Source organism: Sphaerisporangium krabiense, from assembly GCF_014200435.1.
In the GTDB taxonomy this organism is placed as follows: domain Bacteria; phylum Actinomycetota; class Actinomycetes; order Streptosporangiales; family Streptosporangiaceae; genus Sphaerisporangium; species Sphaerisporangium krabiense.
The window spans coordinates 913,532-934,218 of sequence record NZ_JACHBR010000002.1 but is presented as its reverse complement, the minus strand read 5'-3'; the positions used below and the strand labels follow the sequence as shown (position 1 = coordinate 934,218).

Genomic DNA, 20,687 nt, shown 5'->3' with positions numbered 1-20,687 from the left:
GAATTCCCCCGAACGCCGCGGCCCCCGACCGCCCCAAGGCACCCGGCCCCGACTCTCCGAGGGCACCCGGGTCAGAGCCCGCTCCCGCTCCGGCCCCTTGATCGCTTCGCGGCCCACCCGTGCCCACGGGTGCGGGGGAAGCGTTCAGCCACGCGTGATCCGCGTAATAGACGGTCACCGCCATGTCAGCCCCTCCACCGAGCTCAAGGCCGAGCCCTCCACACCACTATCAGCGCCCTCAACACACCGGACACGGCAAGCCCTCGGCGCCGTCGGCGCCGGTGTGCCTGAGGGCGAGACGCCTGTGACGGGATGGGTGGTCTCGATGTGCTGGGCGTGGTGAACGGCTACCGGCATGCCAGGTTCTCCAGGACGGTGGTCAGGGCCAGGACGCCGGTGACGCAGTCGGGGGTGGTGGCGTGCTCAGCCGGGCTGTGGCTGGTGCCGGTGGGGTTGCGGACGAAGAGCATCGCGGTCGGGGCGTGGGCCGACAGGATGCCGGCGTCGTGACCGGCGCCGGTGGGCAGGGCGGGGACGCCGCCGAGGGCGGTGGCCACCCGGTCGCGCAACGCGCTGCCGAACTCGACGAGCGGGGTGGAGGACTCGGCCGCGACCTCGACGCGGACGCCGTGCGGGACCGCGGCGGCGCGGGCGGCGGCGGTGACGTCCTCCACCAGCCGGTCGACCGTGGCCTCGTCGGGGGCGCGGCCGTCCAGCCAGGCGTCGACGCGCGAGGGGATGGCGTTGGTGCCGCCGGGCACGACGCGGACCTTGCCGAACGTCGCCAGCGCGCCGAGCCCCTCGGCGGCCTGGCGGGCCGCGAGGACGGTGGCGGCGAACGGCAGCATGGGGTCGTGCCGGTCGGCGAGCCGGGTGGTGCCCGCGTGGTCGCCTTCGCCGTGGAAGGTGCAGCGCCAGCGGCCGTGCGGCCAGATCGCGCTCGCCACGCCGACGGGCGCGCCGAGGTCCACCAGGCCGCGTCCCTGTTCGATGTGCAGTTCGACGAAGGCGCCGACGCGGGCCAGGGCCTCCTCGTCCCGTCCGAGCGCGCCCGGGTCGGCCCCGGCCTCGCGCATCGCCTCCGCCAGCGTCACCCCGTCGCCGTCGCGCAGCTCGCGGGCGGTGTGCGCCGCCAGCACGCCGGTGAGCAGGCGGCTGCCGACGCACGCCACGCCGAAGCGCGCCCCCTCCTCGTCGGCGAAGTTCACGACCGCGATCGGCCGGTCCGGGACGATGCCCCGGGCGCGCAGCTCATCCACCGCGAGGAAGGCGGAGACGACGCCGAGCGGCCCGTCGAAGGCGCCGCCGCCGGGCACGCTGTCGAGGTGGCTGCCCGTGACGACCGCGCCCGGGCCCGGCGTTCCCCACCAGGCCCAGAGGTTGCCGTTGCGATCCTGCTCGCAGGCCATGTCCCGCCGCGCCGCCTGCTCGCGGAACCACGCGCGCAGCGCCAGGTCGACGGGCGTCCAGGCGAAGCGGTGGTACCCCTCCGCCGCCCCACCGCCGATGCCGGCCAGCGCGGCCCATTCCCGCTCGAAGCCCGCGCGCACGACCGGCGGGCGGCCACGCTCCTCGGCCTCCCGGAGGTACACGGGCCGGTCGCTCGACGCCGGGCCCACGCCCGTCTCCTCCCCGGCACGACCTCGCGCGACGGGTGGAAGGGACGGGTGTGAACCGGGCGAAGCAGGACGGGAGCTCACGACACCTCACCAATGATCAGGGGCGGATGTGATCCGCACGGAGTGGAACGGTGCGTCACGGCACCTCGCCAACGGTCAGGGGTGGGTGGCACCCACGCCGGCTCGGGCTGGAGGGCACGAGGGCCTCCCCGACGGCCGGAGCCGGGTGGGTGCCGTGCGGCACCGGGTGGCCGATCACGGTGCCTGGCCGATGGGCGAAGACAGGTGATGCGTGGGTGCGGCGCCGGCAGCGGGGTGGCAGGTCATGGGACTTGGCCGGGGGTCATGGGGATGGGGACGCCGTGGGTGGTGGCGGTTTCGGTGGCCTTGTCATAGCCGGCGTCGACGTGGCGGATGACGCCCATGCCGGGATCGTTGGTCAGGACGCGCTCCAGCTTGCGGGACGCGAGCTCGGTGCCGTCGGCGACCGCGACCTGGCCGGCGTGGATGGACCGGCCCATGCCGACGCCGCCGCCGTGGTGGATCGACACCCAGGACGCGCCGGAGGCGACGTTGACCATCGCGTTGAGCAGCGGCCAGTCGGCGATCGCGTCGGAGCCGTCGAGCATCGCCTCGGTCTCGCGGTACGGCGAGGCGACCGACCCGCAGTCGAGGTGGTCGCGGCCGATGACGATCGGCGCGCTCAGCTCCCCGGAGGCGACCATCTCGTTGAAGCGGACGCCCGCCTTGTCGCGCTCGCCGTACCCGAGCCAGCAGATGCGCGCGGGCAGGCCCTGGAAGGCGACCCGCTCGCCGGCGAGCTTGATCCAGCGGGCGAGGGAGGCGTTCTCGGGGAAGAGGTCCAGGATGGCGCGGTCGGTCGCGGCGATGTCCCGCGGGTCGCCCGACAGCGCGGCCCAGCGGAACGGGCCCTTGCCCTCGCAGAACAGGGGGCGGATGTAGGCGGGCACGAACCCGGGGAAGTCGAACGCGCGCGCGTACCCGGCGAGCATGGCCTCGCCGCGGATGGAGTTGCCGTAGTCGAAGACCTCCGCGCCCTTGTCCTGGAAGCCGACCATGGCCTCGACGTGCCGGGCCATGGACTCGCGGGCGCGCGTGGTGAAGCCGGACGGGTCCTTGGCGGCCTCGTCGCGCATGTCCTCGAACGCGGTGCCGAGCGGCAGGTAGGACAGGGGGTCGTGCGCGGAGGTCTGGTCGGTGACGACGTCGATGGGCGCGTCCATGGCGAGCAGCCGGGGCAGGACCTCGGCGGCGTTGCCGAGCAGGCCGATGGACAGCGGGCGGCGGGCGTCCCTGGCCTCGACGGCGAGCCGGAGCGCGTCGTCGAGGTCCTTGGCCTCGACGTCGAGGTAGCGGTGCTCGATGCGGCGGGCGATGCGCGAGGGGTCGCAATCGACGCAGATCGCCACGCCGTCGTTCATGGTGACGGCGAGGGGCTGGGCGCCGCCCATGCCGCCGAGTCCGGCGGTGAGGGTGATGGTGCCGGCGAGGCTGCCGCCGAAGCGCTTGGCGGCCACCGCGGCGAAGGTCTCGTAGGTGCCCTGCAGGATGCCCTGGGTGCCGATGTAGATCCACGACCCGGCGGTCATCTGGCCGTACATCGTCAGGCCCGCCGCCTCGAGCCGCCGGAACTCCTCCCAGTTGGCCCAGTCGGGGACCAGGTTGGAGTTGGCGATGAGCACGCGGGGCGCCCACTCGTGGGTGCGCATGACGCCGACCGGGCGGCCGGACTGGACGAGCAGCGTCTCGTCCTGCTTCAGCCCGCGCAGCGTGCGGGCGATGGCGTCGAAGGACGGCCAGTCGCGCGCGGCCTTGCCGGTGCCGCCGTAGACGACGAGCTTGTCCGGGTGTTCGGCGACCTCGGGGTCGAGGTTGTTGTGCAGCATGCGGAACGCGGCCTCCTGCTGCCATCCCTGGCAGGACAGCTCGGTGCCCCGTGGCGAGCGGATCAGCCGCCGGACGTCCTCACTCATCGCTGGTCATCTCCTGTTCGATCGTCGTGATCGTCCTCGTCGGTCCGTTGGTCGTGACCGGTCGTGCCCTCGTGCTCATCCCTGTTCTTCCCCGGGTGCGCTCGGGCCGCCGGCCTGAGTTCAGTCGGGCAGGAACAACCGCCGCTCCCCCGCGCTGGACTCGAAGTGTTCGATCGCCGCCTGTTCCCTGACGGGCAGCGCGTCGACCATGGCGTGCACCAGCACCGCGCACAGCACGCTCGGCGCGGCCTGGGAGTCGAAGGCGAACCGGGAGCTGACCGGCGCGGTGAGCACGGCGTCCGCGTGCTCGGCGAGCGCTCCCGCGGCGTTGTCGGTGACGAGCCCGACCCGCAGCCCGGCCTTGCGCGCCCAGACGAGGCCGTCGCGCAGCTCGCGCGGGTACCGGGGCAGGCCGAAGGCGAGCACCCATCGCGCCCCGGCGTCCCTGGCCCTGCTCAGCCCGTCCTCCAGCGCGGAGCCGGGCGCGTCGAAGACCCTGACGTCCGGGTGCGCCTTGGCGGCGAGGTACCCGAACAGGTGGGCGAGCGGCGCGGACACCCGTAGCCCGACCACGGGCAGCGGTCTGGACGCGGCCAGCGCCCCCGCCAGCTCGTGGAGCCTGCGGGTGTCGCCGAGGGAGTCGCGCAGCAGTTCGAGGTTGCGAATCTCGGAGTCGACCATGGCCTGCACCGGGCCGAGCTCGGTGGCCGCGGCCACCGGCCCGTCGTGCATCGCCGCGCGCAGGTCGTCGCGGAACTCCGGGAAGCCGGAGAACCCGAGGGCGAAGGCGAACCGGGTGACGGAGGGCTGGCTGGTGCCGGTCGCCACGGCGATGTCCACGCTGCTGAGGAAGACGGCCTCGTGGGGACGCCCCAGCAGGTGGCGGGCGATGCGCCGCTGGGCCGGGGACAGCCGGTGCCCCTCGATCAGCTCTCTGAGCCGGGCCGCCACCCGCGAGGCGTCCTCGGACCCCTCGGGCAGGCGCGCCGGGGCGTCCGCCCGCTCCCCGCCGCCGGCGGCCGTGCTCGTGACGCCGCGCACCACGTTCCCCCCACCATCCGAATGAATACTTTCATGCAGCATCCACCCCGCATGAAGCCATGTCAACGGTTGGCGCGCGGAAATCACCGCCTGGCGTCCCAGGAAGTCCAGGGACGGGACGTCCCGCGGGTCAGCCGGGGAAGGCGTCGGCCCAGGTCGTGACCATCGCGTCGAGGACGTCCAGGGGGACGGCGGCGCTGCCGAGCACCACGCCGTGGAAGGCGCGGATGTCGAAGCGCGGCCCGAGCCGGGTCTCGGCGAGCGCGCGCAGGCGGTCGATCTCGCGTCGCCCGATCATGTAGGCCAGCGCCTGACCGGGCCAGGCGATGTAGCGGTCGACCTCGTTGCGGACGTTGGCCCGTGTGGTGGCGGTGTTGTCCCACATGAACTCGACGGCCTTGCGCCGCGACCAGCCGAAGTGGTGCAGGCCGGTGTCGACGACCAGGCGGCAGGCGCGTATCGCGTCGAAGGAGAGCATGCCGAGCCGGGCGAGGCCGGAGGTGTACAGGCCCATCTCGTCGGCCAGCCGCTCGCTGTACAGTCCCCAGCCCTCGAGGTACCCGCACACCTCGGCGTCGAGGAACCGCCGGTACCGGGGAATGCCGGCCAGCTTCTGCGCGGAGGCGATCTGCAGGTGGTGGCCGGGGACGCTCTCGTGGAAGGCCAGCGCCTCGTACTCGTACACGAACCGTTCCCGCGGATCGGCGGTGAGCACGCAGTGGGCGCCCGGGCGCGACCCGTCGGCGGTGGGCGGGCGGTAGTAGGCGAGGGCGGCGTTGCCCGCCTCGATCGGGTTGATCTCCTCGATCACGCAGTCGCCGATGTCGTAGTGCGGGAACCAGTCGTCGCGGGCCTCCTCGGCGCGGCGCAGCGCCCCGGCGACGGTGTCGACGATCTGCGCGGTGGTGCCGAACCGCAGCGACCGGTCCTCGCGCAGCCGTGCGCGGATCTCGTCGAAGTCGCCGGTGCCGAGCGCCGCCCCGCCCGCCTCCGCCCACTCCGCGCGCAGCGCCGCCAGGCAGTCCAGGCCGATCCGGTGGACCTCCTCGGGGCCGAGATCGGTGGTGGTGTGCCGCCGCACGGCCGCGCGGTACCCCTCCTCGCCGCCGGGGACGAACCGCGCGCCCACCCGGTCGTCGGGACGGGCGACGGGCAGCAGCTCCTCCTCGAGGCCGGCCAGCAGGCGCCGCAGCGCGGGCCGGACGGACTCCTTGACGATCTCGGCGGCGCGCGCCCGCACCCGGCCGGCGTCGACGTCCGCGGGCAGCCGGGGACCGAGCAGCGTGTCGTCCTCCAGGCTCAGCCCGAGGTGGCCGGTGAGCTGGTCGACGGCCTGGGCGACGCCGACCCGGGCCGGGAGGCGGCCGTCCGCCTTCGCCGCGCGGAAGCGGTCCAGCAGGGCGTCCAGGAACGACGGCAGGGCGGTCAGCCGCCGGAGGTAGGCGTCGACGGCGGGGGCGCCGGTCAGGGACATGGCGGGGACGGCCATGAACATGATCGCCTGCGGCGCGGAGCCGATGCTCGCGGAGGGGGTGGTCTCCCACAGCGCGTGCTCCAGGTCGGCCCGCATGGACCAGGCGAGCCGGCCGAGGACCGCGTGGTCGATCCGGTCGGCCTCGTTCAGCCCGGCGGGGTCGATCTCGGCCAGCCGCCGCTCAAGGCCGGCGAACTTCGCCGCGGCGGCGCGGGAGCCGTCCCTGCTGACGTCGGGCACCAGTCCGTCGAAGCCCGCGACGCCGAGCAGCGTGGCGCCGAACGGGTCGGCGGTGTGCTTGACCTCGTAGAACTCCTCGCCGAGCCGGGCGAGACGCTCGTCGGGGGCCACCTCGGGCACGGGCTGGTCACCTGCCACGACCACTCCTTTCCTCCTCGCGGGTCGAAGCTCATTTTGCCCGGATTATGGGGAAAGCATGGGGAGATCCGAGGGCTCGCGGCGCCTGTGGTACGGTCACGCCGGTCCCCCTGCCGGCACTGGACCGATACTGGTTCCTCTACGGATTCATCACCTTCGTCGCCTGCTGTCGTCGGCCTCACCAGCCTTATGACGAACGCTGAAGACGAGAGGTGACCGATGGAGCGTCCACAAGAGGGAGCCGTCGCGCTGGCCGAGCGGTTCGAGCGCGATCGCCGGCATCTGCACGGGGTCGCCCACCGCATGCTGGGGTCGGCGGACGAGGCGCAGGACGCGGTGCAGGAGACCTGGCTGCGGGCCGGCCGCGCCGGGGCCGACGGCGTGGAGAACGTGACGGGGTGGCTGACCACGATCCTCGGCCGCGTCTGCCTGGACATGCTGCGCGCGCGGCGTCGCAGGCCCGAGGACCTCACCGGGCTGCTCGCCGAACCCGCGGCCGCCACGCCCGGCGGGACCGGCCCGGAGGAGGAGGCGGTGCTGGCCGAGTCCGTGGGCCTCGCCCTGCTGGTGGTGCTGGACAGGCTCGGGCCCGCGGAACGGGTCGCGTTCGTGCTGCACGACATGTTCGCGGTGCCCTTCGAGCAGATCGCCGCGATCGTCGAGCGCTCCCCCGTCGCGGCCAAGAAGCTCGCCAGCCGCGCCCGCGCGCGGGTGCACGGCGCCACGCCCCTGCCCGCCGCCGACCTCGCCGGGCGGCGGAAGGTCGTGGAGGCGTTCCTGGCCGCCTCCCGCGCCGGGGACCTGGAGGCCCTGGTCGCGGTGCTGGACCCGGACGTCGTGCGCCGCACCGACCTGCCGGGCGCCGTCCCCGTGCTGCGCGGGGCCCGGCGCGTCGCCGAGGAGACGCGGGGCAACGCGGCCCACGCCCGTTTCGCCCGTCCCATCCTGGTGAACGGTGCCCTCGGGGCGGCCGTCGCCCCGGGCGGCCGCCTGCGCGTCGTACTCCTGCTCACGATCATCGGCGGGCGTGTCGTCGCGATCGACGTCGTCACCGCCCCGGCCGCCCTGGACCGGCTGGAGCTCTCCCTGGCGGACTGATCGACTCGACGGATTTCTTAGGACGTCACCGGCACTTGCGGGAAATGGGGAGGAAAGTCAGGATTGCCGCGGCGCACCGCCAGGTTTATGGGCCGTCCGTGACACGAGTAGCGTGGGCGCTGAGGGGCTCTTTCCGATGGCGTCGCCGATCGTCCTGGACGGGGTCCGGGCGCGCCCGGGCGACATCGCCGAGATCGCGTGCGCCGGGGCCCGCGTCGCCCTGGCCGGGCCCGGGCTCGACCGGGCACGGGCCTCGCACGCGGCGGCCCGGGAGATCGCGGCGCGGCGCCCGGTGTACGGGCGTACGACCGGGGTCGGGGCCAACCGCACCGAGGCCGTCCCCATCGCCGAACTCGACCTGCACGGCCTGCGCCTGCTGCGCAGCCACGCCGGGGGCGCCGGGCCGCGGGAGCCGGACGTCCACGTGCGGGCGATGCTCGCCGTGCGCGCCAACCAGATCCTCGCCGGAGGCTCCGGCCTGCGGCCCGCCTTCGCCGAGGCGCTGGCCGAGGCGTTGAACGCCGGCCGCCTGCCGGAGGTGCGGCAGGTCGGGGCCATCGGCACCGGGGACCTCACCGCGCTCGCCGAGACCGGGCTCACCCTGGTCGGCGAGCGCCCCTGGGCGGGCGGCGGCGAGGACCCGCCTCCCCTGGTCCTGGAGGCCGGGGACGCCCTCGCCTTCTGCAGCAGCGGAGCGATGACCATCGGGCAGGCCGCGCTCGCGTGGGCACGGATCGCGCCCCTGCTGCGGGCGGCGCAGGTGGTGGCCGCGCTGTCCCTGGTCGCCGTGGACGGGAGCACCGAGCCGTACGACGCGGAGGTGCACGCCGCGCGCCCGCACCGGGGGGCCGCCCGGGTCGCCGCCGAGATGCGCCGCCTGCTGCGCGTTCCCGGGCAGGCCGCGGACCGGGAGACCTCCGCGGCGCAGGGCCTCGGCGGGACGCGGGCGCGCGTGCAGGACCCCTTCGGGTACCGGTGCCTGCCGCAGGTGCACGGCCCGGCGGTGGAGGCGGCGGGCGAGCTGGAGCGCGTGCTCACAGTGGAGATCAACGCCGCCGCGGAGAACCCGCTGCTGCCGGCCGCGGGCGGCACGGCGCACCACCACGGCGGCTTCCACCAGGCCGCGCTCGGCCTCGCCCTGGACCACCTGCGCCTGGCCCTGCTGCAGTCCGCGCACCTGTCGGCGGCGCGCCTGGCCACGCTGATGGATCCCGCCTACACGGGGCTGCGGCCGTTCCTGGCCGACGGCGCGCCGGGCGCGTCCGGCGCGATGATCCTGGAGTACACGGCCACCTCCGCGCTGGCCGGGCTGCGCGAGGCCGCGCACCCGGCCTCGCTCGGCCACGCCGTCCTGTCCCTGGGCGTCGAGGACCACGCGAGCTTCGCCCCCCAGTCGGCGCGCCACACCCTGCGGGCGGCGTCGGCCTACCGGCTGGTGCTGGCGTGCGAACTGGTCACGGCGGTGCGGGCGCTGCGGATGCGCGGCGTCGTGCCCGATCCGTCCACGCCGGTGGGCGCGGCGTTCGCCGACGCGGCCTGGCGGCTGGACCCGGCGACCGAGGACCGTCCTCTCGGCGCGGACGCCGACGCGGCCGCGGAGGTGCTGGACCTTCTCGCCGGGCTCTGACACCGCCGTCACGGTCGCCGGGCCCGCCCGGCGGGTGTCACAGGCCGACGGCGTCGGCGAGCAGGTCGACCTGGCCGGGGTCGGGGTCGTTGCCCATGAAGATCAGCTCGTCGCAGCCGATCGCCGCGAACTCCTCGACCGCGGTCCTGACCGCCTCGGGCGTGGTGTGGGCGAGGGAGACGCCGTACCGCGCGTAGTCCTCCCCGGCGAAGGCGTAGTACGGGGCGATCGCGCGGGACACGGCGGCCTCCGCGTCCGGCCCGAGCGCGTACATCACCGACGCGACCACGCGCGGCGACCCGGTCCTGCCCGCCCGGGTCCACGCCTCGGCGAGCCGGGGCGTGAACTCCCGGACGCCGGGAACGGTGGCGTCCCCGGCGATCCACCCGGCGCCGTAGGTGGTGACGCGGCGCAGGGCGGCCTCGGAGTGCCCGCCGAACAGCAGCGGCGGCCCGCCCGGGGTGGCCGGCCGCGGGCCGACCTGGTCGTCCCCCGCGGCGGCCAGGCGTTCGAGCAGGCGGTCCAGGTCCTTGCCGCGGGTGGTGTAGTCGGAGCCGCCGGCCGCGAAGTCGTCCGGCCTGAGCCCGGGGGCCAGGCCGAGGCGCAGCCGTCCGGGGCCGGCGAGCTGGTCCAGCGTGGCGACCTCCTTGGCGAACAGCGCGTGGTTGGCGCGCAGCGGCCCGAGGAGCACGCTGGTGAGCAGCCGGATCCGCGAGGTGGCGCCCGCCGCGGCGGCCAGCGTGACCAGCGGCTCGGGCGTGGACCACACCAGGCGGTCGCTGACGCTGAGGGTGCCGAAGCCGCGCGCCTCCGCGCGGCGCGCCCATTCCACCAGGACCCTGCCGTCGGACCACGGGGCGTGGCCGGGCAGCCCGATGCCGATGTCCATCGTCGGTGCCGTTCCTCTCGTCGGGGTCGTCGCGGCGGATCAGCCGGCCCGCCGGGGGCCCGGGCCGATCTCGCGGACGACCGTGTAGGTGGGGATGCCGCTCATGCGCGGCTCGGCCCTGCCGTCCAGGCTCTCCAGCGCCGCCCGGATGGCGGCCGCGCGTCCCTCGGTGTCGGAGGTCTCCACGAAGTGGCGGTAGTCGGCCTCGCTCGCCCAGTGGACGATGTTGTACACGCGGGTGCCGTCGGTGCTGACGTGGAACCGGGCCGACCGGTAGCCGGGGTGGAAGCGCACCCAGCGCTCCTGGATCTCGGCGAACGCCGCCACGAACTCCCGCTGGGTCTCGTGGCCGTCGACGGTGTAGTCGATGATCGAGTAGAAGCCTGGATCCTGGCTCATGCGTGCTGCTCCTTCACGCTCGGGCGGCGAGGGCCGCGCCCATCGTGCAACCTCAACCGCGGTTGAGATCAAGAGCAGGCACGCAGGAGGTCAGCCGGTCAGGTTGAGGGCGAGACGGGCGGCCAGGCCGGTGTTCCTGCGGTGGCCGAGACGGTGGACGGCGGCCTCCAGCGCGTCGCGCCCGCCCACCAGGACCACCCAGGTCTTCGCGCGGGTGACGAGGGTGTAGAGCAGCCTGCGGCGCAGCATCACGCCCCCGGCGTCGGCGACGATCGGCGCGACGACGAACGGGTACTCGCTGCCCTGGGAGCGGTGCACGCTGATCGCGTACGCGTGGGTGAGCTCGTCCAGCTCGCCGAAGGTGTACCGGACGGTCTCGCCGTCGTCGGTGCGGATCTCGATCAGGCGCTCCTGGACGTTCACCGCCGTGACCGTCGCGGTCTCGCCGTTGAACACGCCCTTGTCGTAGTTGTTGCGGATCGGCATGACACGGTCGCCGACACGGAAGACCGCCGGGCCCGACCAGTGCTCGTCCGCGCCGTCGCGGGCCGGGTTGAGGCGCTCCTGGAGCCTGCGGCCCAGCTCGGCGGTGCCCGTGGGCCCCTTGCGCATGGGGCACAGCACCTGCACCTGGTCCTTGGCGATGTTCTGCTTGCGCGGGATGGCCTCGGTGGCCAGGTGGACCACACGGTCGGCCACCTGTCCGGGGTCGTCGAGCTCCTCGAACCAGAAGCCGGCGCGGCCGGGCAGCGGGGGCACCTCGCCGGCGCGGATGCTGTGCGCGGCCCGGACGATGCCGCTGTCCTGCGCCTGGCGGAACACCTTGGTCAGGCGGATGCGCGGGACCTCCTCGACGCTCAGCAGGTCGGCGAGGACGCTGCCCGGGCCGATGCTGGGAAGCTGGTCGCCGTCCCCGACCAGCAGCAGGTGGGCGCCCTCGGGGATCACCGAGGTGAGGCGGGTGGCGAGCTGGAGGTCCAGCATGGACGCCTCGTCCACCACGACGAGGTCGGCGTCGGCCGGGGACTGCTGGAACAGCGCGCCCTCGTCGCGTTCCGCCTGCCGGGCGAGCATGCGGTGGACGGTCATGGCGGGCAGGCCGGTGAGCTCCGACAGGCGCTTGGCGGCCTTGCCGGTCGGCGCGGTCAGCGTCACCCGGCCGCCCATCGCCCGGACGGTCGCCGCGATCACCTTCAGCGTGTGGCTCTTGCCGCAGCCGGGGCCGCCGGTGAGGATCGCGACCGTGCTGGTCAGGGCCAGGTTCACCGCGACGCGCTGGTCCTCGTGCAGCCCTTGGTCCTCGGCGTAGGGGCGGCGGGGCATGGTCGAACGGGCGCGCAGCAGCCTCGCCACGTTGGCGGCCAGCGTGACCTCGCGGACGTGGTGCTCCTTGGAGTACACCACGACCTGGCCGTGCCCGGCGGGCGAGGCCTCGACGACGACCCTGCGCTCGGCGGCGAGCGCGTCGACGGCGCGGCGGATCGGCTCCTCGTCCTGCTCGACCAGGGCGACGGCCGCGGCGACGAGGGCCGGCAGGGGCAGGTAGCAGTGGCCGTCGCGGGCGGCCGCGGCGTCCAGCCTGTCCACGACCGCGGCCTTGAGGCGCTGCGGGCTGGTCTCCGGCACCCCGGAGCGCAGCGCGATGCGGTCGGCGGTGTGGAAGGCGACGCCCCGCACCCGGCCGATCAGCCGGTACGGGTCGCGGGCGAGGATCTCGGCGGACTCCTCGCCGTACACCTGGTAGATCTTGGCGGCGAGCAGGGGGCTCACCCCGAACCCCTGCAGGACGACCATCAGCGCGGCCACGGCCTTCTGCTCGGCCCACGCCTCGACGATCTGCGCCTGCCGCGCCGCTCCGATGTTGACGACCTCGGTCAGGCGCTCGGGCTCGGTGTCGATGACCGTGAGCGTGCGCTCGCCGAAGTGGCCGACGATGGCCTGGGCCAGGCGCGGCCCGATGCCCCGGATCAGGCCGGAGCCCAGGTAGAGCGCGATGGCGGGCACGGTGGAGGGCACGACGCGCTCGCAGCGGGCGACCACCAGGCGCCCGCCGTGGCGGGGATGGTCCTCCCAGTCGCCGGCCAGCCGCAGCGTCTCCCCCGGTTGCACCCCGGCCAGCGCGCGGCCCGAGGCGACGAAGGCGGGAAGCGACTCGGCGCTCATGCGGGCGACGGTGTACTCGTCCTCACGGACGTACACCAGCCGCTCCACGGAGGCCTCGACCTCGGATGGAGACGGCGTCGCGAGCACGGCCACCACGCTCCCCGGATCACATGCGGGCACCTCTGCGCAGGAGACTAGCGCCCGCCTGCGACAGTTCCGTCCCGCACGGCCACGCGAGCCCGGTGTGAACGGACGGCGCCGGGGCGGGCATGCTGGCCATATAGGCCGGACAGGACCGGTACCGCCGGCAGGGCCCGCGTGGACACGCGCCCCGCGGACCCCGGAGGGACGGAGCTCGCCATGGTGCTCGTCGGGACATCGGGATGGCAGTACAAGCACTGGCGGGACGTGCTGTACCCGGCCGGGCTGCCGCAGCGGCTGTGGCTGGAGCGGTACGCCGAGTGCTTCGCCACCGTCGAGAACAACAACGCCTTCTACCGGCTGCCGCCGCGGGAGACGTTCGAGGCGTGGCGGGACCGCACGCCCGCCGGCTTCGTCATGGCGGTCAAGGCCAGCCGCTTCCTCACCCACATCAAGCGGCTGAAGGACCCCGAGGAGCCGGTCGAGCGGCTCATGGAGGCCGCGGGCGGTCTCGGCCGCAAGCTCGGCCCGGTGCTGCTCCAGCTCCCGCCCACCCTGCGCGCCGACCCGGGCCGCCTGGACGCCTGCCTGCGCCGCTTCCCCGCGGGCACCCGCGTGGCCGTCGAGCCCCGCCACCGCTCGTGGTGGTCCGGCGAGGTCCGCGACGTGCTGGCCCGGCACGGCGCGGCCCTGTGCTGGGCCGACGTGCTCGGCAGGCCGGTGACCCCGCTGTGGCGCACCGCGGGCTGGGGCTACCTGCGCCTCCACCAGGGCCGCGCCGACCCCTGGCCGTCGTACGGCGAGGCGTCGCTGCGGTCGTGGCTGCACCGGCTGGCCGGGCAGTGGGACCCGGCGGACCACGATCTGTACGTCTACTTCAACAACGACCCGGGGGGCGCCGCCGTGCGCAACGCGGCGCGGTTCGCGGCGCTGGCCCGCGACCAGGGGATCCCGGTGAGCCGCACCCCCGAGGAACTGCCCGAGGCGGCCCTGACATGACGACGCGCCCCCGTCGCCGGAGGCGCGTCGTCGCAGGTCTTCGCCCGGCGCGGGGCCGGCACGGGATCAGATGTCGTCGAGGATGCCCTGGAGGATCTTCTTGGTCTCCGACACCGGGACGGCGTCCAGGCACAGGCGCTCCATGACCGCCTGGTAGCGGTCGAGGTCCTCGCGCTTGTCGAGGTAGATGGCGCTGGTGAGCTGCTCCAGGTACACCACGTCGGGCAGGTCGCGCTCGGCGAAGCGCAGGATGCTGAACGGGCCGCCCGCCGCGGCGTGGCCGCCGGCGCTGAACGGCATGACCTGCACGGTGACGGTCGGGGAGCTGACCGCCTCGATCAGGTGCTTGATCTGGCCGCGCATGACGTCGGGACCGCCGAGCGGGCGCCGTAGCGCCGCCTCGTCGATCACGGCCCACAGGTGGGGCGGGCTGTTGCGTTCCAGCAGCCTCTGCCGGGCCATCCTGAGGTCCACGCGCCGCTGGATCTCCTCCTCGGTCCCCTCGGGGTGGCCGAGCATGACGACGGCGCGGGCGTAGCCCTCGGTCTGGAGCAGGCCGGGGATGAACTGCACCTCGTAGCAGCGGATGCGGGTGGCCGCCTCCTCCAGGCCGACGTACGCCTCGAACCAGTTCGGCAGCACGTCGTCGTAGTTGTGCCACCAGCCGGGGCGGTTGGCCTGGGTGACCAGCGACAGCAGCGCCTCGCGCTCGCTCTCCTCGGTGACGCCGTAGAAGGTGAGCAGGTCGGCGACGTCGCGGGTGCGGAAGCTGACGCGTCCCAGCTCCATACGGCTGATCTTGGAGTGTGAGGCGCGGATGGAGTGGCCCGCGGCCTCCAGGGTGATGTTGCGGCCTTCACGGAGCCGGCGAAGCTGAGACCCGAGAAGGATGCGCAGCACCGTGGAGCTGCCGCGTTCCCGAGCCATCATGGTGAGCGGGGTCTCGTCCCCTTCGGCTCGGGCAGTGATCATATCTCTTCCTTAGGACAGCAGGCCGACGTCTCACTTCGCACGGGCATAGAGGAGTTCACGATACCCCCCAGGTCCCAATCCGGATATACCCCAACATCACCCTTAGGCCACGATTTTCAACGCTCAGTAGCCATCAGTTCCGTTAAAAGGCCAGGTCATCGAAGTCCCCGCGCTTCGCGCCCAGGATGAAGGCCGCCATTTCTCCCCGGCTGTAAATCAGCGCGGGACCGCCCGGATGCCGGGAGTTGCGCACCGCGACCCCGCCGTCCGGCAGCGGGGCCAGTTCGACGCAATTGCCGCTCGGGTTACTGTACGCGCTCTTGCGCCACCGCACGCCGTCCTGCCCGAGGCGCGCGGTCAGCTCCGTGGCGGCCATGCCGTTGGAGATCTCGTCCATGTTGCCTTCTTCATGTCCCCCGGAACCCCGACAGATCTGACATCCGTCCCGTAGGCCCCTTCTTTGCCGCGAGGGCCCCAGATAGGTGCATCGACCCTCAAGTGTCAGCATACCTCTGTGCGTTTGCACGTGCATCGGTACTTGCACATGCACACCGAGAGGGAGCAATATGGCTACGCGCTAAGCAGCTCGCTACAACCGAACTAACCCCCCAAGGCACGCTTATGACTGCGTACAGGACACAACGTACTAAACCCGCCCTGGTGCCAGACCATGAGTGGGAAGACTGGCTGGCCGCTCTCGACCGTGTCCTGTCGCCCGGGGGTCCATGGACGTCCGGCGGCGAGACGGACGCGGACCGGCTGAGCCTCGCCCTCTGCGAGCTACGCCACGACCCCTACGCGGCCCGCACCGCGCGCACCTTCACCACCAGCACCTTGCGCGCGTGGGGGGTCACCGAGCTCCTCGACGACGCCGAGCTGGTCATCGGCGAGCTGGTGATCAACGCCCTGCACCACGGCCTCAGAGGCCGCGCGGCCGTCGTGTCCGGCCACCCGGTGCGCGTCATCCTGGCCCTCAACGACGTCTCGCTGGTCTGCGTGGTCATCGACGACGGCGAGGAGGTGCCGACCCCGCGCGACCCCGACTTCGGCGCGGAGGGCGGGCGCGGCCTGCAGGTGGTCGAGGCCATCAGCGACCGCTGGGGATGGTCGCCGCTGCGCTCCCCCGGCAAGGCCGTGTGGGCCGCCTTCGGCCTGGGCAAGCGGACGACCCCCGCCGCCCGGCACCTGGAAGTCTGCCAGTGACCCCGCCGGGCACGGCGCCACCCGTCTGAGCCGCCCGGCCCCGTCCCCCGCACGGACGGCCCCGCTCCGCCGGGCCGCGACCGGGGGCGTACTGTGGCGGTACACGGCATCGCACCAGGTCAGGGAGACCGGAAGGCGCCGCGGTCACCGTGGCGCGCCGCCCGATGGAGTCGCCATGTCCGCCGCCACCACCACAGCCCGCGCCACGACCGCCACCGGCCCTGGGCCGGCGACCGTCCTGGTCCTGATGTCGGCGCTGCCGCCGCTGGCCGCCGACGCCTACCTGCCCGGCCTCCCCGCCATCGCCGGGGACCTCGGCACGAACGCCACGGGCGTCCAGCTCACGCTCACCACCTTCTTCCTCGGCATGGCCGCGGGTCACGTGCTGCTCGGGCCGATCGCCGCCCGCCACGGCCGCCGCGCGCCGCTGCTCGCCTGCCTGGCCGTGTCCGCCCTGGCCTGCGTGGCCTGCGCGCTGGCCACCGGCGTGGCGACGCTGGCCGGCGCCCGGCTCGTCCAGGGGTTCGCCGCGTCGGCGTGCCTGCTCGTCGGCCGCGCCGTCGTGGCGGACCGGCGGGGACGGCAGGCGGCCCATCTCTACGGGCTGCTCATGGCCGGTCTCGGCGTCGCCCTGATCCTCGCCCCGCTCGCGGGCGGGGTCCTGGTGGCGGCCGTGGGCTGGCGCGCGGTCTTCTGGGCGCTCGCGGTGCTGTTCGCGGCGATGATCCCCGCCGCCATGGCCGCCGTGCCCCGCGCGCCCGCCGGGCTCAGGCGCCGGCCCGCGGCCGAGGCGCCGGACCGGCCGTTCCTCGGGTACGCGCTCGCGTTCGTCCTGGCGTTCGGCGCGCTCGCCGCGTACCTGGCGGCCTTCCCGTTCCTCCTGCGCGACCTGTTCGGCCTGTCGGCCGAGGCGCTGGCGCTCGTGCTGGCCGTCAACGCGTCCGGGCTCGTCCTCGCGGGTATCGCGGGCGGCCACCTGGTGAACGCGGTCCCGCCGCACCGGCTGCTGGAGGCGGGGCTGGCGGTGACGCTGGCGGCGTCCGCGGCGCTGTGCGGGCTCGCGCTGGCCGGCGCGCTTCCCCTGGCCGCCTTCCTGGTCCTGCTCTTCGCCGCCGTCTCCACCCTCGGGCTGGTGCTGGGCGGCGCCTGCGGCCTGGCGCTGGCCCGTGCCCCGCGCGCCGCGGGCACGCTCGGCGCCGCGCAGTTCACGGCCGGGGCGATCGCGGCCGCGCTGGCCGGGCTCGGCGGCGGCCGGGACGCGCGGCCCATGGCGCTGCTCATGACGGGCTGCCTCCTGGTGGCCCTGGCGGTCGTGGCGGCGATGCGGGGAGTGCTGGACGTGACGCGGCGCGAGGATCTGGAAACCGGACGTATCGGCGCCGGCTCTTGCGATCAACCGCGGTGACGCACACACTCGAGAACGGGCGAGCCTAGGCAAGGCATGCCCTGGGGGTGGTCCTCGTGCACGATGCCTACAGCACTCGCGAGACCTGGCCGTTCGAGTGCGTCCGCTGCCTGATGATCTGGGAAGAGGATTACACCGTCCGGCACCTCACCGGCCTTCGCGGCGCCGAGGTGGAGGTCTGGTCGCTGGACGGCGTGCGGGTCCAGCCACCGTGGTCGGGCGTGTACTGCCCGGCCTGCGGCGACACCGATGTCAAGATCTTTCCCCGTGGGTACCTCTCGCGACATCCCGAGCTGCGCGTCACGCGCCCGTCCCGGGCCGCGCCGGCGGCCACGAGCGCCGTGCCGCCGCCCGCGGCCGGACCGGAGCCCGCCGTGCCGGCGTCCGATCCGGGAGACGAACCCGCGGTTCCGGGGCCGGTCCCGCGCCGGTCCGGACGGCGCCTCTCCCCCTCGTCGTGGCGCCCGCGCCGGCTCTACGCGCTGATCGGCGCCTCGGCCCTGCTCGTGGCCGGGATCGAGGTGATCGGGCTTCTCAGGGCGGCGCATCCCGTGCACTGAGGCGCCCGCCGGGCGCGACGCCCCCGGGGGCGAAATGTTCCCGGGCCCGCGCGAGGCCGTGTCAGTGGTACGGCACGCCGCGCCACGCGGGGACGGGTCCTCCACCCCCGCGATGATCTCGAATGATTACGGTCCGTTGGTACCGTCCGGACGATCGAGACCTAATATGTCAGTGATCTCGTCGCAGAAAGATCGACTGTCTCCCGCGCGTCGGCGCGAATCAGACTTAACTTTTGCCGCATACCCCGTAAAATCCGCCGATGTGAACGATGGCCACCACGTCCCACAGGAGCTCCCGGTCCGCGAACGCTCGTTCCGGACCAGCTCCGGCAGGCACCGGCGCCCGGTGCCCGCGCACCTGCCTCCGGACGCGCCCGCCCTGGTGCTGGCCGCGCCCGGCACCGGCGGCGACGTCGCGACGGCCGTCAAGACCATCGTCAGCGTCGATCACCCGCAGCTCGACGTGCGCCTGGTCAACCTGGGCGACTCCAAGGCCAGCCTGGCCGAGACGCTCACCGAGTGCGCCGCCAAACGGCCCGCCGGAGCCCCGGCCGCCATCGTCGTCCCCCTGGTGACCGGCCCCCACCAGCAGGTCTACCGCGCCGTGCGCGAGGCGGTCGCCGAGAGCGACGTCGTCACGACGATCGCCGACCCGCTCGGGCCGCACCCGCTGCTCGCCGAGGCGCTGCACGTCAAGCTCTCCGAGAGCGGGCTGGCTAGGGCCGACCGTATGCGCCTGTTCAACATCGCCGCCCCGGTGGACGGCATCATCGTGGCCACGGTCGGCGGTCCCGAGGCCGTCCGCGCCGCCGACGCCACGGTGGTCCTGCTGGCGGCGCGGCTCACGCTGCCCGTGGTGGCCGCCTCGCTGGACGCCTCCCCCGGCGTCGGGGACGCCGCCCAGCGGCTGCGCAACATCGGCGCCTCCCGCCTGGCGCTCGCCCCGTTCCTGATCGGCCCGGAGGTCGACCCGCACAAGATCACCAAGGCGGCGGAGTCCGTGGGCGCGGGCTGCTCGGACCCGATCGGCGCGCACAGCGCGGTCGCCCAGCTCGTCGCGCTCAGCTACGGAAGCTCCCTCACCGGCGTCGACCCCGACTAGGCGCCGCGACCGCGGGACCGTCTCCGACCGGTTCCCACCACCTGGGGGCCGTCCAGGGGCGCCTGGACACCTGTTCCGTCGGCGTTCCGGCCGGACCGCCCTTAGAGGGCAGGCCGCGCCGTCTCCGCGGCGACCATGCTCAGGGGCTCCATGTCCGGCCAGGTGTGCACGGGCTCGCCGCCGTGGGCCAGCTCGCGGTAGCGCGCCAGCATGGCCGCCCGCGCGTTCGGCTCCTCCCCCAGCGCGGCCAGCGCGCGCCGCTGCCAGACCGCCCCGGTGCGGCCCGCGCGCACGCGCTCGCGGATCACCGCCAGGCGCTCGCGCGCCTCGTCCTCCGCCACCCCGACCCCGAGCAGCCCGTCGTGGGCCACCGGAAGCAGGTCGAGCACCAGCTCGGACGCCGGGACGGACTCGGGCCGGCCCGGCCAGGCGAGCACGGCGTCCAGGCCGCCACGCGCCGCGCGGTAGAAGTTGCGGTAGGCGTCGGCGAACGGGAAGTCCTCGATCCACCCCGGGTTCGCCGCCGACGCCGCGACCAGGCCGAGCAGGAACGCCGCGTTGGCCGCCATGTCCGCGCACGTCGGCCCGGCCGGCAGCGCGCGCAGCTCGACGCGCAGGTGGCCGCCGTCCGCCGGGTCGTAGACCGGACGGTTCCACTGCCACACCGTGCCCTGGTGCAGCCGCAGCTCGGCCAGGCCGGGCACGCCGCCGGCGCGGACGACCGCCAGCGGGTCCTCGTCGCTCGTGACCGGCATGACCGGCTCGTACTCGCGCACGCTCTGCTCGAACAGCTCCTCGGCGCCGCTGCGCACCCACCCGGAGCCGAAGCTGACCCGGCCCGCCACGCGCCAGGGCCGCTCGGCGTCCCGGTCGTCGGCCGAGGCCTCGAACAGCGCGATCCGCGTCTCCTCCCACAGCTCGCGGCCGAGGAAGGACGGGGAGTTGCCGCTCACCGCCAGCACCGGGCCGATCGCGAGCTGCGCGGCGTTGTGCACGCGGGCGAAGTCCCCGGGAGAGGTGCGCAGGTGCACCTGCCAGGAGGTGTTGGCGCTCTCGAGGATGACGTCCTCGACCTCCAGGTCGAGGCGCTCGGCCCCATCGATCCGCACCCGGTACGGCTCGTCCCTGACCCGCCGCATGCCCCGGCTGAGCGCCCGGTAGCGCACCTCGTCGCTGATGGCGTCGCGGGTGAAGTCGAACTCGCTCAGCGTCGGCAGGATGCCGATCGGCACCACCCGCCCGCCGTGCGTCCGGGCCGCCTGGTCCACCAGGCCGATCAGCAGGCGCGCCTCGTCCTCCATCGCCGAGAACGGGCGCCCGGCCAGCGGCAGCGGGGTCAGGTTGACCTCCAGGTTGAAGCTGCCGAGCTCCAGCACCACCCGCTCGTCGGCGGCCGCCTCGCGCACCTCCTTGTTGCGGCGCAGCGGCCGGCCGCCCTCGTCGATCAGGAAGAGCTCCAGCTCGGCGCCCACGCTGGCCGGGCCCGCGCCGAACCCGGGCCTGCTGAGCAGCTCGCGCAGCGCGAGCAGGCAGTCTTCGAGGCGACGGCCGAAGCGCGCGTACTCGTCCTCGGAGAACCGCTCCTTGGCCACCTGCTGTCCCATCGTCTCGTCCCCCACTGATGAAGGTCCCCGGTCGCCCCCTCACTGTCCCGGCAGGCGCGTTTCATGCCTCATCTCTTCC

Annotated in this window: 17 protein-coding genes; 7 read left to right on the top strand and 10 right to left on the bottom strand. The window is 74.2% G+C overall.

The features are described from left to right. Positions 1-347: 347 nt before the first annotated feature. The 4 genes from BJ981_RS32040 to BJ981_RS32025 all read right to left on the bottom strand — a co-directional run bounded on the left by BJ981_RS32040 (position 348) and on the right by BJ981_RS32025 (position 6,506). Entirely contained in the window at positions 348-1,550 is a 1,203-nt protein-coding gene (locus BJ981_RS32040; RefSeq protein ID WP_311745967.1) for an allantoate amidohydrolase, read from the bottom strand. A 392-nt stretch (positions 1,551-1,942) separates the two neighbouring features. Further along, positions 1,943-3,613: a urocanate hydratase gene (hutU, locus tag BJ981_RS32035; RefSeq protein ID WP_184617113.1), complete on the bottom strand. Its 1,671-nt coding sequence runs from the start codon at positions 3,611-3,613 to the stop codon at positions 1,943-1,945. A gap of 120 nt (positions 3,614-3,733) precedes the next feature. Beyond that, positions 3,734-4,657: a MurR/RpiR family transcriptional regulator gene (locus BJ981_RS32030; RefSeq protein WP_239139806.1), complete on the bottom strand. Its 924-nt coding sequence runs from the start codon at positions 4,655-4,657 to the stop codon at positions 3,734-3,736. A gap of 127 nt (positions 4,658-4,784) precedes the next feature. Then, complete coding sequence (locus BJ981_RS32025; protein WP_184617111.1) at positions 4,785-6,506, bottom strand: DUF885 domain-containing protein; 1,722 nt, start codon at positions 6,504-6,506, stop codon at positions 4,785-4,787. A 219-nt stretch (positions 6,507-6,725) separates the two neighbouring features. Here BJ981_RS32025 and BJ981_RS32020 point away from each other — a divergent pair, with 219 nt between their 5' ends. Together BJ981_RS32020 and BJ981_RS32015 are read left to right on the top strand one after the other, a co-directional pair. Continuing rightward, entirely contained in the window at positions 6,726-7,604 is an 879-nt protein-coding gene (locus BJ981_RS32020; RefSeq protein WP_184617110.1) for a sigma-70 family RNA polymerase sigma factor, read from the top strand. A 136-nt stretch (positions 7,605-7,740) separates the two neighbouring features. Further along, positions 7,741-9,231 (top strand): aromatic amino acid ammonia-lyase, encoded by a 1,491-nt coding sequence (locus tag BJ981_RS32015; protein WP_184617109.1) that lies wholly within the window; start codon positions 7,741-7,743, stop codon positions 9,229-9,231. Positions 9,232-9,268: 37 nt separating this feature from the next. Here the strand turns inward: BJ981_RS32015 and BJ981_RS32010 are convergent, their stop codons facing one another. From BJ981_RS32010 to recD2, 3 genes are all read right to left on the bottom strand, one after another. Continuing rightward, complete coding sequence (locus tag BJ981_RS32010; protein WP_184617108.1) at positions 9,269-10,120, bottom strand: LLM class flavin-dependent oxidoreductase; 852 nt, start codon at positions 10,118-10,120, stop codon at positions 9,269-9,271. A gap of 39 nt (positions 10,121-10,159) precedes the next feature. Then, positions 10,160-10,519, bottom strand: a complete 360-nt coding sequence (locus tag BJ981_RS32005) for an antibiotic biosynthesis monooxygenase family protein (protein WP_184617107.1) — start codon at positions 10,517-10,519, stop codon at positions 10,160-10,162. A gap of 90 nt (positions 10,520-10,609) precedes the next feature. Continuing rightward, positions 10,610-12,775, bottom strand: a complete 2,166-nt coding sequence (gene recD2, locus BJ981_RS32000; RefSeq protein WP_184617106.1) for an SF1B family DNA helicase RecD2 — start codon at positions 12,773-12,775, stop codon at positions 10,610-10,612. Between the two features lie 207 nt (positions 12,776-12,982). On the opposite strand from recD2, the gene BJ981_RS31995 reads away from it, so the two are divergent. Beyond that, positions 12,983-13,762 carry a DUF72 domain-containing protein gene (locus BJ981_RS31995; protein ID WP_184617105.1) on the top strand — a complete coding sequence of 260 codons (780 nt, stop codon included), beginning with the start codon at positions 12,983-12,985 and terminating at the stop codon, positions 13,760-13,762. A 66-nt stretch (positions 13,763-13,828) separates the two neighbouring features. On the opposite strand, the gene BJ981_RS31990 is transcribed toward BJ981_RS31995, so the two are convergent. Together BJ981_RS31990 and BJ981_RS31985 are read right to left on the bottom strand one after the other, a co-directional pair. Further along, positions 13,829-14,734 carry a Sco1979 family transcriptional regulator gene (locus BJ981_RS31990; RefSeq protein ID WP_184617104.1) on the bottom strand — a complete coding sequence of 302 codons (906 nt, stop codon included), beginning with the start codon at positions 14,732-14,734 and terminating at the stop codon, positions 13,829-13,831. Positions 14,735-14,876: 142 nt separating this feature from the next. Next, entirely contained in the window at positions 14,877-15,131 is a 255-nt protein-coding gene (locus BJ981_RS31985; RefSeq protein ID WP_184617103.1) for a DUF397 domain-containing protein, read from the bottom strand. A gap of 263 nt (positions 15,132-15,394) precedes the next feature. Here BJ981_RS31985 and BJ981_RS31980 point away from each other — a divergent pair, with 263 nt between their 5' ends. The 4 genes from BJ981_RS31980 (at position 15,395) to BJ981_RS31965 (ending at position 19,004) form a co-directional block, all read left to right on the top strand. Then, positions 15,395-15,937 carry an ATP-binding protein gene (locus BJ981_RS31980; protein ID WP_204070776.1) on the top strand — a complete coding sequence of 181 codons (543 nt, stop codon included), beginning with the start codon at positions 15,395-15,397 and terminating at the stop codon, positions 15,935-15,937. A 175-nt stretch (positions 15,938-16,112) separates the two neighbouring features. Beyond that, entirely contained in the window at positions 16,113-17,342 is a 1,230-nt protein-coding gene (locus tag BJ981_RS31975; protein ID WP_184617101.1) for an MFS transporter, read from the top strand. A gap of 56 nt (positions 17,343-17,398) precedes the next feature. Beyond that, on the top strand, positions 17,399-17,902 hold the full coding sequence (locus BJ981_RS31970) for a hypothetical protein (RefSeq protein WP_184617100.1): 504 nt from the start codon (positions 17,399-17,401) through the stop codon (positions 17,900-17,902). Between the two features lie 262 nt (positions 17,903-18,164). After that, positions 18,165-19,004, top strand: coding sequence for a sirohydrochlorin chelatase (locus BJ981_RS31965; protein ID WP_239139807.1), 840 nt, complete (start codon positions 18,165-18,167; stop codon positions 19,002-19,004). A gap of 101 nt (positions 19,005-19,105) precedes the next feature. On the opposite strand, the gene BJ981_RS31960 is transcribed toward BJ981_RS31965, so the two are convergent. Beyond that, the gene (locus tag BJ981_RS31960; RefSeq protein WP_184617099.1) at positions 19,106-20,608 is read right to left on the bottom strand and encodes a glutamate-cysteine ligase family protein; all 1,503 of its coding nucleotides are present in this window, start codon (positions 20,606-20,608) and stop codon (positions 19,106-19,108) included. Positions 20,609-20,687: the final 79 nt, after the last annotated feature.